This is a genomic window from Streptococcus symci (genome assembly GCF_006385165.1).
GTDB classification, from domain to species: domain Bacteria; phylum Bacillota; class Bacilli; order Lactobacillales; family Streptococcaceae; genus Streptococcus; species Streptococcus symci.
This window is the reverse complement of record NZ_VFJA01000004.1, coordinates 141,479-155,610: the sequence shown is the minus strand read 5'-3', so window position 1 is coordinate 155,610 and position 14,132 is coordinate 141,479. Positions and strand designations below refer to the sequence as shown.

18 protein-coding genes are annotated in these 14,132 nt (G+C 39.5%); 16 read left to right on the top strand and 2 right to left on the bottom strand.

Features of this window, described 5'->3' with window-relative positions:
* Nucleotides 1–84: 84 nt before the first annotated feature.
* The 6 genes from pflA (at nt 85) to FJN11_RS09015 (ending at nt 5,186) form a co-directional block, all read left to right on the top strand.
* Entirely contained in the window at nt 85–879 is a 795-nt protein-coding gene (pflA, locus tag FJN11_RS09040) for a pyruvate formate-lyase-activating protein (protein WP_049510780.1), read from the top strand.
* A gap of 282 nt (nt 880–1,161) precedes the next feature.
* Entirely contained in the window at nt 1,162–1,872 is a 711-nt protein-coding gene (locus FJN11_RS09035; protein ID WP_049551846.1) for an ABC transporter ATP-binding protein, read from the top strand.
* 1 nt (nt 1,873) lies between these two features.
* Complete coding sequence (locus tag FJN11_RS09030) at nt 1,874–2,659, top strand: ABC transporter permease (protein ID WP_049551845.1); 786 nt, start codon at nt 1,874–1,876, stop codon at nt 2,657–2,659.
* 1 nt (nt 2,660) lies between these two features.
* Nucleotides 2,661–3,380, top strand: a complete 720-nt coding sequence (locus tag FJN11_RS09025) for an ABC transporter permease (protein ID WP_115904633.1) — start codon at nt 2,661–2,663, stop codon at nt 3,378–3,380.
* 61 nt (nt 3,381–3,441) lie between these two features.
* Nucleotides 3,442–4,128, top strand: a complete 687-nt coding sequence (locus FJN11_RS09020; protein WP_049486671.1) for a response regulator transcription factor — start codon at nt 3,442–3,444, stop codon at nt 4,126–4,128.
* On the top strand, nt 4,098–5,186 hold the full coding sequence (locus FJN11_RS09015; protein WP_115904632.1) for a sensor histidine kinase: 1,089 nt from the start codon (nt 4,098–4,100) through the stop codon (nt 5,184–5,186). The genes FJN11_RS09020 and FJN11_RS09015 overlap by 31 nt, the downstream gene beginning before the upstream one ends.
* Before the next feature lie 175 nt (nt 5,187–5,361).
* Here FJN11_RS09015 and yidC read toward each other — a convergent pair whose 3' ends face one another.
* Nucleotides 5,362–6,288, bottom strand: coding sequence for a membrane protein insertase YidC (yidC, locus tag FJN11_RS09010; protein ID WP_115904631.1), 927 nt, complete (start codon nt 6,286–6,288; stop codon nt 5,362–5,364).
* 77 nt (nt 6,289–6,365) lie between these two features.
* Nucleotides 6,366–6,644, bottom strand: coding sequence for an acylphosphatase (locus FJN11_RS09005; protein ID WP_140224502.1), 279 nt, complete (start codon nt 6,642–6,644; stop codon nt 6,366–6,368).
* A 33-nt stretch (nt 6,645–6,677) separates the two neighbouring features.
* Here FJN11_RS09005 and FJN11_RS09000 point away from each other — a divergent pair, with 33 nt between their 5' ends.
* From FJN11_RS09000 to endA, 10 genes are all read left to right on the top strand, one after another.
* Entirely contained in the window at nt 6,678–7,418 is a 741-nt protein-coding gene (locus FJN11_RS09000; RefSeq protein WP_115904630.1) for a TrmH family RNA methyltransferase, read from the top strand.
* Nucleotides 7,419–7,472: 54 nt separating this feature from the next.
* On the top strand, nt 7,473–8,156 hold the full coding sequence (locus FJN11_RS08995) for a Bax inhibitor-1/YccA family protein (protein WP_049546684.1): 684 nt from the start codon (nt 7,473–7,475) through the stop codon (nt 8,154–8,156).
* A 111-nt stretch (nt 8,157–8,267) separates the two neighbouring features.
* A complete protein-coding gene (gene asnA, locus FJN11_RS08985; protein WP_049551838.1) occupies nt 8,268–9,260 on the top strand; it encodes an aspartate--ammonia ligase in 993 nt (330 codons plus the stop codon).
* A gap of 64 nt (nt 9,261–9,324) precedes the next feature.
* Nucleotides 9,325–9,864 (top strand): 16S rRNA (guanine(966)-N(2))-methyltransferase RsmD, encoded by a 540-nt coding sequence (rsmD, locus tag FJN11_RS08980; protein WP_049551837.1) that lies wholly within the window; start codon nt 9,325–9,327, stop codon nt 9,862–9,864.
* Nucleotides 9,854–10,342, top strand: coding sequence for a pantetheine-phosphate adenylyltransferase (gene coaD / locus FJN11_RS08975; RefSeq protein ID WP_049551836.1), 489 nt, complete (start codon nt 9,854–9,856; stop codon nt 10,340–10,342). Before rsmD ends, coaD begins: the two co-directional genes overlap by 11 nt.
* Nucleotides 10,326–11,363 (top strand): SepM family pheromone-processing serine protease, encoded by a 1,038-nt coding sequence (locus tag FJN11_RS08970; protein ID WP_049551835.1) that lies wholly within the window; start codon nt 10,326–10,328, stop codon nt 11,361–11,363. The genes coaD and FJN11_RS08970 overlap by 17 nt, the downstream gene beginning before the upstream one ends.
* Nucleotides 11,364–11,420: 57 nt before the next feature.
* Entirely contained in the window at nt 11,421–11,651 is a 231-nt protein-coding gene (locus tag FJN11_RS08965; RefSeq protein ID WP_079015435.1) for a DUF1146 family protein, read from the top strand.
* Nucleotides 11,652–11,674: 23 nt separating this feature from the next.
* On the top strand, nt 11,675–12,958 hold the full coding sequence (gene murA, locus FJN11_RS08960) for a UDP-N-acetylglucosamine 1-carboxyvinyltransferase (protein ID WP_140224501.1): 1,284 nt from the start codon (nt 11,675–11,677) through the stop codon (nt 12,956–12,958).
* The gene (locus FJN11_RS08955) at nt 12,951–13,139 is read left to right on the top strand and encodes a DNA-directed RNA polymerase subunit beta (protein ID WP_004241151.1); all 189 of its coding nucleotides are present in this window, start codon (nt 12,951–12,953) and stop codon (nt 13,137–13,139) included. The genes murA and FJN11_RS08955 overlap by 8 nt, the downstream gene beginning before the upstream one ends.
* Nucleotides 13,140–13,177: 38 nt before the next feature.
* Nucleotides 13,178–14,002 carry a DNA-entry nuclease EndA gene (gene endA, locus FJN11_RS08950; protein WP_140224500.1) on the top strand — a complete coding sequence of 275 codons (825 nt, stop codon included), beginning with the start codon at nt 13,178–13,180 and terminating at the stop codon, nt 14,000–14,002.
* Nucleotides 14,003–14,132: the final 130 nt, after the last annotated feature.

The following is a 14,132-nucleotide window of genomic DNA, read 5'->3' as shown; positions in this document are numbered from 1 at the left end:
TTCTAAAAAATAGGCAAAAATCTTGTTTTTCCTTCAAGTCATGATATAATAAAACTATAAAACGTTTTCAAGGAAGGTAACGATATGTCTGAAGAAACAATTGATTATGGACAAGTGACAGGAATGGTGCATTCGACAGAAAGCTTTGGGTCAGTAGATGGGCCTGGTATTCGCTTTATTGTCTTTTTGCAGGGCTGTCACATGCGTTGCCAGTATTGCCACAACCCGGACACTTGGGCTATGGAGTCCAATAAATCACGTGAACGGACGGTAGATGATGTCTTGGCAGAGGCCTTGCGCTACCGTGGTTTCTGGGGAAATAAGGGTGGGATTACAGTCAGTGGAGGAGAAGCCCTCTTGCAGATTGATTTCTTGATTGCCCTCTTTACCAAGGCTAAGGAACAAGGAATCCACTGTACCTTGGATACCTGTGCCCTTCCTTTCCGTAATAAACCACGTTACCTTGAAAAGTTTGACAAACTCATGGCTGTCACTGACTTGGTTCTTTTGGATATCAAGGAAATCAACGAAGCACAGCATAAGATTGTCACTAGCCAAACCAATAAAAATATCTTGGCTTGTGCCCAGTATTTATCAGATATTGGAAAACCTGTCTGGATTCGCCACGTGCTAGTTCCAGGATTGACAGACAGAGACGATGACTTGATTGAACTTGGGAAGTTCGTCAAGACCCTCAAAAATGTTGATAAGTTTGAAATTCTACCATATCACACTATGGGTGAGTTCAAATGGCGTGAATTGGGAATTCCGTATTCACTCGAAGGGGTTAAACCACCAACAGCAGACCGCGTGAAAAATGCTAAAAAACTCATGGATACCGAAAGTTATCAAGACTATATGAAACGTGTACATGGATAAAAAAGAAGCCTGATGGAAACATCGGGCTTTTAAGTTTACACAAATATATATAATTAAATAAAACAAAATTTTATACTCTTCGAAAATCTCTTCAAACTACGTCAGCTTCCATCTGCAACCTCAAAACAGTGTTTTGAGCAGCTTGCGGCTAGCTTCCTAGTTTGTTCTTTGATTTTCATTGAGTATTAAATCTTTTGACTCTTGAAATTCTGAAAAAAATCCGAAAATGAATATGTAAGATATAGTTACTTTTAGAAATATTAAATAGAATAGGAGAACATCATGGAACAAAGTATTACCATTAAAAATTTATGTAAGTCGTATGGCCAAGCTCAAATTTTAAAAGATATTTCTTTTGAAGCAAAAGCAGGTAGAGTGACTGCTTTCCTAGGTCCAAATGGAGCTGGAAAAAGTTCAACCTTACGTATTTTATTAGGATTAGACAAAGCAACATCTGGTCTTACCAAAATTGGAGATCAAACTTATAAGGAATTAAAATTTCCTCTAAAGACTGTAGGAGCTTCATTTGACAGTGTAGGTGCTCCTGATGATCGGACTGTTTATCAACATTTGAAAATTGTTGCTGCTAGTAATGGGATATCCAGTCAGCGAATTGATCAAGTCTTGGATATGGTGGATATTAGCCATAAGAAAAAATCTAAAATTGGGAAATTATCATTAGGAGAAGGACAACGATTAGGAATTGCAACAGCTCTATTAGGAAATCCTCAATATCTGATATTGGATGAACCAACTAATGGGTTGGATCCAAGAGGAATTCGGTGGTTTAGAGAGTTTATAAAAAAACAAGCTCAAGAAGGGAAGACAGTCTTGCTATCATCTCATATATTATCGGAAGTGGAAGCAGTAACAGATGATGTAGTTATCATAAATAAAGGAAAAGTTCTTATAAAAGGCACTTTACAAGAAGTGATGAAAAATCTTTCTTCACTAGAAGAAGTCTTCTTTAGTTTAACAGAGGGAGGAAAGTGACATGGCACTTATATACTCTCTTCATTCTGAAATATTGAAATTGCTTTATAGGAGAGCTACTCATGTTGTATTATTCTTGATACTGGTATTTCAAACGTTTTTAGCAAATATTGGTGCTTCTCAAATTGTTTCAGTTGGTATCCATGCTACACCAGAGACAAATCCAGAATTAGCAGAAGCTATACCTCCTATTGAATTTTTAGGTTTTGATGTCACTTTATTTGGTGTTTTTATTATGATTATCCTAGGTTCAATTTACGGAGCCGAGGAGTATAAATGCTCTGCTATTCGTACAAGTCTCCTCTCTATTACAAATCGAAGTATTTTCCTAGTTTCAAAAACATTAGTTTGGCTTGTATTTTCTTTTTTCATTTCTTTTCTATCAATATTCCTTACGATTAACATGACACATTATGTTTTAGGACAAGATGGCTTATTGCTTTTTTCACTAAATGGAACAGTTTGGTTCTATATGTTTTTAGCCAGTATAGCTTGGACTTTGTTGGGACTTCTAGCCTATATTATGGCTTTGACATTTAAAACAGCCATTGTTCCTCTATTATTTTTGCTTCCCCAAGTCTACAATTTAGGAACATTCTTAGCAAACTATATATCGGTTGCAAAATTTCTTCCAGTTGCATTGGGGCAAGGATTGATTGCTACATCTCCTCAAATTTTAGAACATAATAGTTTACAAAATATTTTATTTTTACTTTGTTGGAACTTCTCATTCTTGGCTTTAGCAATCTACCGATTACTTAAGTCAGATATTGGAGGAGGTGAATAAGTTGAAAGAGCAACTTAAAAGTGAGTATCTCAAGTTTATGATGAATCCTTGGCACTGGTTGGTTATAGGTGCTCTATTACTGTGTGTTCCAGCGTTAGTTATTTTTTTAAATAGTAAGCCAGACCAGTTGACTCTACAGTTTGTTTTGGAACAGCTACTGCAAAGTCTCTATTTAGGACAGGCAGGTTTCGTTAGTCTAGCGGCTCTATTTATAGGTCAAGAATTTACAGGTTCTAGCCTTCGTACCAGTTTTCTTACCTGTCCAAATCGTTTGAAATTTATAATATCTAAACTAGCTATTCTATTATGTATTGAAATTATCCTATTGGTCGCTGTAATATCATTATGCGTACTAATCGCCCAAGGATACTACAATATCAATCTTTTGAGCAATATTAAACATGTTCTAACAATTCTATTTCCAGCTTGTATTTCTATTCTAACCTTCGCTCTTTTAAGTGGTATTTTTGTATTTATTTCCCAGTCTTTTATCTTAATTTTGGGAATCAGTTTATCCCTTTTATTAGGGTTGGGGCAAATGTTACTACAATTCAGTTCTTTTTTTAGAAATTTACCATTACTAGCTAGTATGAATTGTTTTTATACCTATCCATTGTCTCTTTATTATCCAGTGTGGCAAGGCTTAGGAATACAAATAGTTTGGTTGTTAATTGTTTTTCTATTTGCTACATTGATACTTATAGGAAAAAATTTACGCTAAAGACAGGGGATATCCTGTCTTTTTCTCAGGTAGTGCTATAATATATTCAGGAGGGTGAGTTATGGCTTATAAAATTTTGGTTGTAGATGATGATCTTGCTATTCTTCGCCTAATAAAAAAAGTACTAGAATATGAAAAATATGAAGTAGTCATACGAAATAAGATAGAAGAGATTGATCTTTGTGATTTTACAGGCTTTGACTTGATTCTATTAGATATTATGATGCCTGTTAGTGGTTTAGAAATCTGTCAGATAATTCGCGAGCAGATAACTGTTCCTATCTGTTTTATAACTGCCAAGGATATGGATGAAGACTTAGTAGCTGGAATCAATGCAGGTGCTGATGATTATATTATGAAGCCCTTTAGTATGCAAGAACTTTTAGCACGTGTTAAAATGCACTTGCGTCGTGAAGAACGGACTAAAGGAAATGTTCATCAAATAAAGATTGGGAAGCTTATACTATATACGGATAGTAAGGAACTATTTGTAAACGATGATAAGATTGCTCTGACAAGGAGGGAATTTGACATAGTGAATCTTTTGGCAAGCAACCCAAGTAAAATATATTCTATAGAGGAAATTTATAATTATCTATATCCACAAAGTTCAGGAGCTCTTTTACGTTCGGTTTCAGAGTATATTTATCAAATTCGTCAAAAGCTGAAACCTTATCAATTAAATCCAATTAAAACCTTGTACGGTGGAGGATATCAATGGGTAGAATCAAAAGTTTTAGACAATTAATTCGAGAAACCTGTTGGAGAATTATTTGGCAGTTTAGTCTTGGCTTACTAATGGCCTATCTTATTCCCTTAGCTTCAGTATCTATACAAATAAACGAAGATGGGAAACCTTTAAACAATAGTGGTGTTCTATCAATCTTTTTCAATGTGTCATCGTGGATATATATTTGTGTTTTATTGATTGTTCTAATAAGTTATCACATTGGAAAATTGTTGAAAAAACTGAGTTATGAAATGACTTTAATTTATGAAAATAGTATGTGGTTGGAGAGGGAATGTACAGAAAGTTTAACAGTTAAAGAATTTCGTGAGACAGGAAATCGGATTATTATGATGCAAGATAGAATTCGACAATTAATAGTTGATGAGAAAGAACAGAAAGAAGATTTGATGTTTCAGGTTTCAGCAGCTTCTCATGATTTAAAGACACCCTTAACCATTATTAGGGGAAATGTAGAATTCTTGCAGGCGATAACTGAAAACGACCAATCTCAAGAATGCTTAGCAGATATAGAAAGAGCTAGTCAACAGTTACTAGATTATTTCAATCAATTGATTCACTATTCTAAAACCTATTATGATGATGAGACAGGTTGGACGGAGTATTCCTCTTCAGATTTTATCAATGAATTAGAGAAAGAAGTCTCTTTTTTGATAAAAAATCAGATGAAGTTTTCTTTTGAACAAAATGTGAAAGGAACTGAAAACTATTATATAAATCCATCTCTTCTGATTCGTGCCATACAAAATATTTTAACAAATGCTTTGGAATACGCCGATAAACAGAACCCTAAAATTAAAATTAGAGTAGAGCAAGAGGGGAAGGAATTGAAAATAGGTATATGGAATAATGGTTCGGAATTTCCAGAGGAAGTTTTAACTAATTTTGGAAAGCTCTTTTATCGTATGGATAAAGCTAGATCGGTTAAAGAGCAACATTATGGTATTGGACTTAGTTTTGTATGTAGAGTTGCAAAACTACACAAAGGCCGAGTTGAGCTTAGAAATAGAGACGCGGGAGCAGAAGTTTTAATAACTGTGAATTGTATTAAATCATAGTGATTTACTTGTTAATTATGATTGAATATATTTTATATGTGAGCTTTTAAACTATTTAACTTTTTTGACTAGTATAAGATGTAACGGTAGATAATAAAAACGAATGATGATATCTAGTTGATGAAAACTATTTATCATTCATTCGTTTTTTAATTATTGGATAATTTACGTAGCTTTATCTCGAACGTTGTTTTCCAGCGTTGCGATTTTTTTGTTTTTTCTTGCTTGTGATAGCAGTTGGTTGTTCAGGAGTAACGTCTTTTCGTCCACTTGGTGTAGAGAAAGCACGTGCTTTTGGTGGGTTCTTGGCTAGTTCTTCACGGACTTTTTTGCGAAGTTTTGGACGAACGATATAGTTGACGATAAACTGTTGGAGAATCATCATGAAACCACCGACAACCCAGTAAAGTGTGACACTGGCTGGTGAGAAGAGGGAGAAGACGACGATCATGAGTGGGCTCATGTAAATCATTTTCTTAATCTGTTCTCTTTGCATTTCATCTTCTACTCCGTGAAGTGAAAGGAGCGATTGAAGATAGTAAAGGACACCTGCGCAGGCAACCAAAATCATACTTGGAGAACCTAGAGGAATGCCTAGGTAGCTTGCTTGAGCAACCCCTTCAGTATGTTGGGCAGCAAAGTAAATTGCAGAGAAGAAAGGCATTTGAAGGAGGATAGGGAAACATCCTACACCACCAAACATGCTGATGCCGTGCTCTTTTTGAGCGGCAAAGAGAGCTTGTTGGGCTTCAAGTTTTTCTTCTTGAGTAGTCGCTTCCTTGAGACGTGTTTGATGTGGTTCAAGGACGTGCTTGAGGGCGTTCATCTTTTCAGAGTGAAGCGTTGCCTTCCATGATTGGTAGATACCAAGAGGCAAGATAATCAAGCGCACGATAATGGTTACGATGATGATACCAACACCAAAACCAAGTCCCTTGTCATTGGCGAAGTACTTGATGGCTTCAGCCATAGGAGCTCCAATCGTATTCCAAATAAATCCTGTTGGCTGGCCTGTGGCTTTATCGACATTGACACAGCCAGTCAAGACTAGTAACATAGCCACTCCCATAGCTGAGAGTGCAAAACGTTTAATAGATTTCACTGTTTTTATTCCTTCTTTAAAAATTATACCTTTCTATTCTACTGTTTTTTTACAAAATATACAATAGTTCTAGAGACCTAATTTGCGATTTTAAAGTCAGGGTAGGGAGGAAAGTTGCTCAGTTTGACATCTAAGTAGCTGACTTTTGAAAAAGGTGTGGGTCCTTTGCGGATTTCTTGGATAAATTTTACCATGGTAGCAGATGAGTTTGCTTGGGCTAAAATTTCCACTGTGCCATCGTCGTTATTCCATACTCGACCTGTGATGCCACCAATTTCAAGTGCTAAGCTGTAAACACCCCAACGAAAGCCGACTCCTTGCACCCTACCTTGGGCAATCATTCTAACCTTTTGCATACCAAACCCCTTTGATTGTGTTATAATATTTCTATGACTATTATAACCTCAAAAGCCAATTCTGTGGTAAAAAATGCCAAGAAATTACACCAAAAAAAATACCGCAAGTCTGCTTATTTGATTGAAGGCTGGCACTTGTTTGAAGAAGCTGTTCAAGCTGGAGTGACGATTGAGAAAATCTTTGCCCTAGAAAGTTATCGAGAACAGTTAGCTGCTTTTTCGCAAACTGTCTGGGTGTCAGAGGATATTTTGCTAGATTTGGCGGATTCTCAGACTCCACAGGGAATCGTTGCGGTGGTTCAAAAAGAAGAAGTAGGGCAAGCTGACTTTAGTCAGGGAAAGTTCTTGTTTTTGGAAGATGTGCAAGATCCTGGTAATGTGGGAACTATCATTCGGACTGCGGATGCAGCAGGTTTTACTGGAGTGATTGTTTCAGATAAATCGGCAGATATATACAGTCTCAAGACTCTACGTTCCATGCAAGGCAGTCATTTCCACCTGCCCATTTATAGGATGTCGAGTCAAGCGCTTCTGAAGGAAACCAAAGAGGCAGGTATCTCAGTGCTGGCAACAACCCTATCTAAAGATTCTGTTGATTACAGAGAACTGCCTCCTATAGAAAATTTTGTACTAGTCATGGGAAATGAGGGTCAAGGAATTAGTCCCCTCATGGTTGAAAGTGCAGACCAGTTGGTCCACATTAGTATGAAGGGGCAGGCGGAGAGTTTGAATGTTGCCGTTGCGGCCGGTATTTTAATTTTCCATTTAAGCTAATTTTAACTTTCTTTGTTATAATCAAGGAAAGATGTTCATAGAAAAGGAGAAAAGATGAATCACACTATTATTCATGACCGCGCAGGTCTCAATCAATTTTACGCTAAGGTTTATGCCTTTGTTGGTCTGGGAATCGGACTATCCGCTTTAGTATCAGGTCTTATGTTGACGGTCTTTCAATCTCAGTTGGTTTACTTTTTGATGCAGGGACGTCTCTGGTTGACCATTGCTACTTTTGCGGAGTTGGCCTTGGTTTTCGTTGCCAGTAACATGGCCTTAAAGAATAGTCCAGCTGCTCTTCCAGTATTTTTACTTTACTCAGTATTAAACGGCTTTACCCTCAGTTTTGTGGTGGCCTTCTATACTCCAGGTACAGTTTTATCTGCCTTTGTATCAAGCGCCCTTCTCTTCTTTGTCATGGCGGCAGTCGGTATGTTCACCAAGAAAGATTTGAGTGGCCTTGGTCGGGCTATGATGGCGGCTCTTATCGGTTTGTTGATTGCTATGGTAGTCAATATTTTCTTGGCTAGCGGTTTCTTTGATTATATGATTAGCGTAGCCATGGTCTTGGTCTTCTCTGGGCTGATTGCTTGGGACAACCAAAGAATTCGCTATGCCTATGAGCAATCACAAGGTCGTGTAGAGACAGGTTGGGTTGTGTCAATGGCTCTCAGTATCTATCTTGATTTTATCAATCTTTTCCTAAGTATTCTACGTATCTTCGGTCGCAATGACTAGAAGGCCCCTAACATCAGTGTTCGAAGGAGCACTGATTTTTTTATATTTGCTCTTTTCTTTTCTTGGAAATAGGTGTATAATGCTTTTAATTAATTTTTTGAGGAGTAGTTTATGAAGAAAAGTTTTATTCATCAACAAGAAGAGATTTCCTTTGTCAAAAACACTTTTACCCAGTATTTGAAAGATAAGTTAGAAGTTGTCGAAGTTCAAGGTCCTATCTTGAGCAGGGTCGGCGACGGGATGCAGGATAATTTATCAGGTGTGGAGAATGCCGTATCGGTCAAGGTTCTCCAAATCCCTGATGCTACTTATGAAGTGGTGCACTCACTTGCCAAATGGAAACGCCATACTTTGGCCCGTTTTGGTTTCGGTGAAGGTGAAGGTCTTTTCGTCCACATGAAGGCCCTTCGTCCAGACGAAGATTCGCTGGATGCGACCCACTCTGTTTATGTTGACCAGTGGGACTGGGAGAAAGTTATCCCAAATGGTAAGCGTAACATCGCTTATCTAAAAGAAACAGTTGAGAAGATTTACAAGGCTATTCGTCTTACTGAGCTAGCTGTTGAAGCCCGCTATGATATTGAGTCTGTCTTGCCAAAACAAATCACCTTTATCCACACAGAAGAGTTGGTAGAACGCTACCCAGACTTGACACCAAAAGAGCGTGAAAATGCTATTTGTAAAGAATTTGGAGCAGTCTTCTTGATCGGTATCGGTGGTGAATTACCAGACGGTAAACCGCACGATGGACGTGCACCAGACTACGATGACTGGACAAGTGAGTCTGAAAATGGCTATAAGGGTCTAAATGGTGATATTCTTGTTTGGAATGAGTCTTTAGGTGGAGCCTTTGAGTTGTCTTCTATGGGAATCCGTGTAGATGAAGAAACTCTTCGCCGTCAGGTTGCCATCACAGGTGATGAAGACCGTTTAGAATTGGAATGGCACAAGGCTTTGTTGAACGGCTTATTCCCATTGACAATCGGTGGAGGAATTGGACAATCTCGGATGGCCATGTTCCTACTTCGCAAGAAACACATCGGAGAAGTGCAAACAAGTGTTTGGCCTCAAGAAGTCCGCGATACTTACGAAAATATTTTGTAGAGAATCGAACCGCAAGGTTCGGTTTTCTTTCTCTTTTCGCTCATAATTTGGTATAATAAACGGTATGAAAATCGTATCAGGAATCTATGGGGGACGTCCCCTCAAGACACTAGAAGGAAAGACGACAAGACCTACTTCGGATAAGGTTAGGGGAGCCATTTTTAACATGATTGGTCCCTACTTTGAAGGGGGACGAGTCTTGGATCTGTATGCAGGTAGTGGTGGTTTATCTATCGAGGCAGTATCGCGTGGCATGTCCAGCGCTGTTTTGGTGGAGCGAGACCGTAAGGCTCAGGCTATCGTGGCTGAAAATATTCAGATGACCAAGGAAGTTGGGAAATTTCAACTTCTCAAAATGGATGCAGAAAGGGCATTGGAACAGGTATCTGGGGAATTTGACCTCATTTTCTTAGACCCTCCTTATGCCAAGGAACAAATCGTAGCAGATATTGAAAAAATGGCTGAGAGAGACCTTTTTTCTGAAGATGTCATGGTCGTGTGTGAGACGGATAAGGCCGTTGAACTTCCAGAAGAAATTGCCTGCTTGGGCATCTGGAAGGAAAAGATTTATGGAATTAGTAAGGTGACAGTCTATGTCAGGTAAGATTGGCTTATTCACAGGCTCATTTGATCCGATGACAAATGGGCATCTGGATATCATTGAACGGGCGAGCAGACTTTTTGAGAAGCTCTATGTCGGAATTTTTTTCAATCCCCACAAACAAGGATTTCTCCCCATAGAAAATCGTAAACGAGGGTTAGAAAAGGCTGTGAAACATTTGGAAAATGTTGAAGTCGTGTCTTCTCATGATGAATTGGTGGTTGATGTCGCAAAAAGACTGGGGGCTACTTGTCTAGTGCGTGGTTTGAGGAATGCGTCGGATTTGCAATATGAAGCCAGTTTTGATTACTACAACCACCAGCTGTCTCCTGATATAGAGACCATTTATTTACATAGTCGACCTGAACATCTCTATCTCAGTTCATCAGGCGTTAGAGAGCTTTTGAAATTTAGTCAGGACATTGCCTGCTATGTTCCCGAGAGTATTTTGGAGGAAATAAGAAATGAAAAAAAAGATTAGATGGCCCTTATATGTCATTGCGGCCTTGATTGTGACTTTCTTGGCATTTGTAGTGCCCTTGCCCTACTATATAGAGGTTCCAGGTGGTTCGGAAGATATTCGCCAAGTCCTTAAAGTCAATGACACAGAAGATAAGGAAGCTGGTGCCTATCAATTCGTTACGGTTGGTGTTCAGCACGCTACTTTATCCCATATGATTTATGCGTGGTTGACGCCTTTTACAGATATTCGTAGTGCCCAAGAGACTACAGGTGGCTCTTCTGATGTTGAATTTATGCGGATTAATCAATTCTACATGCAAACATCGCAAAATATGGCCAAGTATCAAGGGCTAAAAACAGCTGGTAAAGATATTGAACTTAAATATCTTGGGGTTTATGTTTTGACTGTGACGGATAATTCGACCTTTAAAGGGATTCTCAACATCTCTGATACGGTCACAGCAGTCAATGATCAAACCTTTGACAGTTCCAAAGACTTGATTGATTACGTCAATTCTCAAAAACTAGGGGACTCCGTCAAGGTCACCTATGAAGAGGATGGGCAAACCAAGTCTGCAGAAGGTAAGATTATCACCTTGGAAAATGGCAAAAATGGGATTGGAATCGGCTTGATTGACCGTACAGAAGTGACCAGTGATGTCCCAATTCGCTTTTCAACAGCCGGTATCGGCGGTCCAAGTGCAGGTCTCATGTTTAGTCTGGCCATCTATACCCAAATAGCTGACCCTGGTCTTCGTAATGGTCGTATCGTTGCCGGTACAGGAACCATTGACCGCGATGGGAATGTGGGGGATATTGGAGGTATTGATAAAAAAGTTGTAGCTTCGGCTAGAGAAGGTGCCGCGATTTTCTTTGCCCCTGATAACCCTGTTAGCGAAGAAGAACAAAAAGCGCATCCTGATGCTAAAAACAACTACCAAACAGCCCTAGAAGCAGCCAAAACAATCAAGACTGATATGAAAATCGTGCCAGTTAAAACTCTACAAGATGCAATTGATTACTTGAAAAACAATCCCTAGTTTTGGAGTGAAGTTTCCAAACTAGCGCACAAACAGAGAAGATGGTATAATAGTCAAATGGTTCAATTATTATTCACTCTAAGTAGTCACATGCTCTTTATTTATGTGAGTTTTTACCTTTTAAAGGATCTTGTTAGATGGGAAAAGGTTTTAAAAGTGACAGCTGAGAATACAGGCAAAGTTCGTTTACTAGTAGCCTTTTTCAGCATTGTCATGGGCTATATCTTGAGTTCTTTCTTTATCAGCCTGTATCAGTTGTGGCAAGAAGCGCTTAGAGGATTATTATAAAATCAAATGCAAAGGAAATAAGTATGGAAAAAATTGTGGTTCAAGGTGGCGATAATCGTCTGGTAGGAAGTGTTACGATCGAAGGAGCAAAGAATGCAGTCTTGCCCTTGTTAGCAGCGACTATTCTAGCAAGTGAAGGAAAGACCGTCTTGCAGAACGTTCCTATCTTGTCAGATGTTTTCACTATGAATCAGGTGGTTCGTGGTTTAAATGCCAAGGTGGATTTTGATGAGGAGGCTCATCTTGTCGAGGTGGACGCGACTGGCGATATCACTGAGGAAGCTCCTTACAAGTATGTCAGCAAGATGCGTGCATCTATCGTTGTCTTGGGACCAATTCTTTCCCGTGTAGGTCATGCCAAGGTATCCATGCCAGGTGGTTGTACGATTGGTAGCCGTCCTATTGATCTTCATTTGAAAGGTCTGGAATCTATGGGGGCTAAGATTAGTCAGACAGCTGGTTATATCGAAGCCAAGGCTGATCGCTTACATGGAGCTCATATCTACATGGACTTCCCAAGTGTTGGTGCTACGCAGAACTTGATGATGGCAGCGACTCTGGCTGATGGGGTGACAGTGATTGAAAATGCTGCGCGTGAGCCTGAGATTGTGGATCTAGCCATTCTCCTCAATGAAATGGGAGCTAAGGTTAAGGGTGCTGGTACAGAGACCATTACCATTACCGGTGTTGAGAAACTTCATGGTACGACTCACAATGTAGTCCAAGACCGTATCGAAGCAGGAACCTTTATGGTAGCTGCTGCCATGACTGGTGGTGATGTCTTGATTCGAGACGCTGTCTGGGAGCATAACCGTCCCTTGATTGCCAAGTTGCTTGAAATGGGAGTGGAAGTGACAGAGGAAACTGAAGGAATTCGAGTTCGCTCTCAACTAGAAAATCTAAAAGCTGTTCATGTGAAAACCTTGCCCCACCCAGGATTTCCAACAGATATGCAGGCTCAATTTACAGCCTTGATGACCGTCGCAAAAGGGGAATCAACTATGGTGGAGACAGTTTTCGAAAATCGTTTCCAACATCTAGAAGAAATGCGTCGCATGGGCTTGCACTCTGAGATTATCCGTGATACAGCTCGTATTGTTGGTGGTCAACCTTTGCAGGGGGCAGAAGTTCTTTCAACTGACCTTCGTGCCAGTGCAGCCTTGATTTTGACAGGTTTGGTAGCACAAGGAGAAACTGTAGTTGGTAAATTGGTTCACTTGGATAGAGGTTACTACCGTTTCCATGAGAAGTTGGCGCAGCTAGGTGCTAAGATTCAGCGGATTGAGGCAAGTGATGAAGATGAATAAGAAATCAAGCTACGTAATCAAGCGTTTACTTCTAGTCATTTTGGTACTGTTTTTGGGTGCTCTAGCCCTAGGAATCGGCTTAATGGTAGGTTATGGAATCTTGGGCAAGGGTCAAGATCCATGGGCTATCCTGTCTCCAGCAAAATGGCAGGAATTGATTCATAAATTTACAGGAAATTAGGCTGGAGAACCAGTCTTTTTCTAGAGATAAGGAGAAAAATGGATAAAAAAACAAGACAGACACTGATCGGACTGCTAGTGTTATTGCTTTTATCTGCGGGAAGCTATTATATCAAGCAGATGCAGTCGACAGCTAATAGTCCTAAAACAAAGGTTAGTCAGAAAAAACAAGCGTCTGAAGGTCCTAGTCAAGCATTGGCAGAAAGTGTCTTAACAGATGCAGTCAAAAGCCAAATAAAAGGGAGTCTGGAGTGGAATGGCTCAGGTGCTTTTATCGTCAATGGTAATAAAACAAATCTAGATGCCAAGGTTTCAAGTAAGCCCTACGCTGATAATAAAACAAAGACAGTGGGCAAGGAAACAGTGCCAACCGTAGCAAATGCCCTCTTGTCTAAGGCTACTCGTCAGTACAAGAATCGTGAAGAAACTGGAAGCGGTTCGACTTCTTGGACTCCACCTGGCTGGCATCAGGTCAAGAATCTAAAGGGATCTTATACTCATGCAGTCGATAGAGGTCACTTGTTAGGCTATGCCTTAATCGGTGGCTTGGATGGTTTTGATGCCTCAACAAGCAATCCTAAAAACATTGCTGTTCAAACAGCCTGGGCAAATCAGGCACAGGCCGAAGATTCGACTGGTCAAAACTACTATGAAAGTATGGTACGTAAAGCCTTGGACCAAAACAAGCGTGTCCGTTACCGTGTAACCCTTTATTACGCTTCAAACGAGGACTTAGTTCCTTCAGCTTCACAGATTGAAGCCAAGTCTTCAGACGGAGAATTGGAATTTAATGTCCTAGTTCCCAATGTTCAAAAAGGGCTTCAACTGGATTACCGAACTGGAGAAGTAACGGTAACTCAGTAAAAGATTACATAAACTCCTATGTCACTTGTAGATGTAGGAGTTCTTCTTTTACTAGTTTCAGCAGGGCTAGAATAGGTACTAAGAAAAAAATAATATGTACTGGACTATATTTTGTGATATAATAAAGGAT

Bases quoted from the DNA above. Each gene is read 5' to 3' on its own strand.
- pflA (WP_049510780.1), top strand. From the start codon at position 85: ATGTCTGAAGAAACAATTGATTATGGACAAGTGACAGGAATGGTGCAT.
- FJN11_RS09035 (WP_049551846.1), top strand. From the start codon at position 1,162: ATGGAACAAAGTATTACCATTAAAAATTTATGTAAGTCGTATGGCCAA.
- FJN11_RS09030 (WP_049551845.1), top strand. From the start codon at position 1,874: ATGGCACTTATATACTCTCTTCATTCTGAAATATTGAAATTGCTTTAT.
- FJN11_RS09020 (WP_049486671.1), top strand. From the start codon at position 3,442: ATGGCTTATAAAATTTTGGTTGTAGATGATGATCTTGCTATTCTTCGC.
- FJN11_RS09015 (WP_115904632.1), top strand. From the start codon at position 4,098: ATGGGTAGAATCAAAAGTTTTAGACAATTAATTCGAGAAACCTGTTGG.
- FJN11_RS09005 (WP_140224502.1), bottom strand. From the start codon at position 6,644: ATGCAAAAGGTTAGAATGATTGCCCAAGGTAGGGTGCAAGGAGTCGGC.
- FJN11_RS09000 (WP_115904630.1), top strand. From the start codon at position 6,678: ATGACTATTATAACCTCAAAAGCCAATTCTGTGGTAAAAAATGCCAAG.
- FJN11_RS08995 (WP_049546684.1), top strand. From the start codon at position 7,473: ATGAATCACACTATTATTCATGACCGCGCAGGTCTCAATCAATTTTAC.
- asnA (WP_049551838.1), top strand. From the start codon at position 8,268: ATGAAGAAAAGTTTTATTCATCAACAAGAAGAGATTTCCTTTGTCAAA.
- rsmD (WP_049551837.1), top strand. From the start codon at position 9,325: ATGAAAATCGTATCAGGAATCTATGGGGGACGTCCCCTCAAGACACTA.
- coaD (WP_049551836.1), top strand. From the start codon at position 9,854: ATGTCAGGTAAGATTGGCTTATTCACAGGCTCATTTGATCCGATGACA.
- FJN11_RS08970 (WP_049551835.1), top strand. From the start codon at position 10,326: ATGAAAAAAAAGATTAGATGGCCCTTATATGTCATTGCGGCCTTGATT.
- FJN11_RS08965 (WP_079015435.1), top strand. From the start codon at position 11,421: ATGGTTCAATTATTATTCACTCTAAGTAGTCACATGCTCTTTATTTAT.
- murA (WP_140224501.1), top strand. From the start codon at position 11,675: ATGGAAAAAATTGTGGTTCAAGGTGGCGATAATCGTCTGGTAGGAAGT.
- FJN11_RS08955 (WP_004241151.1), top strand. From the start codon at position 12,951: ATGAATAAGAAATCAAGCTACGTAATCAAGCGTTTACTTCTAGTCATT.
- endA (WP_140224500.1), top strand. From the start codon at position 13,178: ATGGATAAAAAAACAAGACAGACACTGATCGGACTGCTAGTGTTATTG.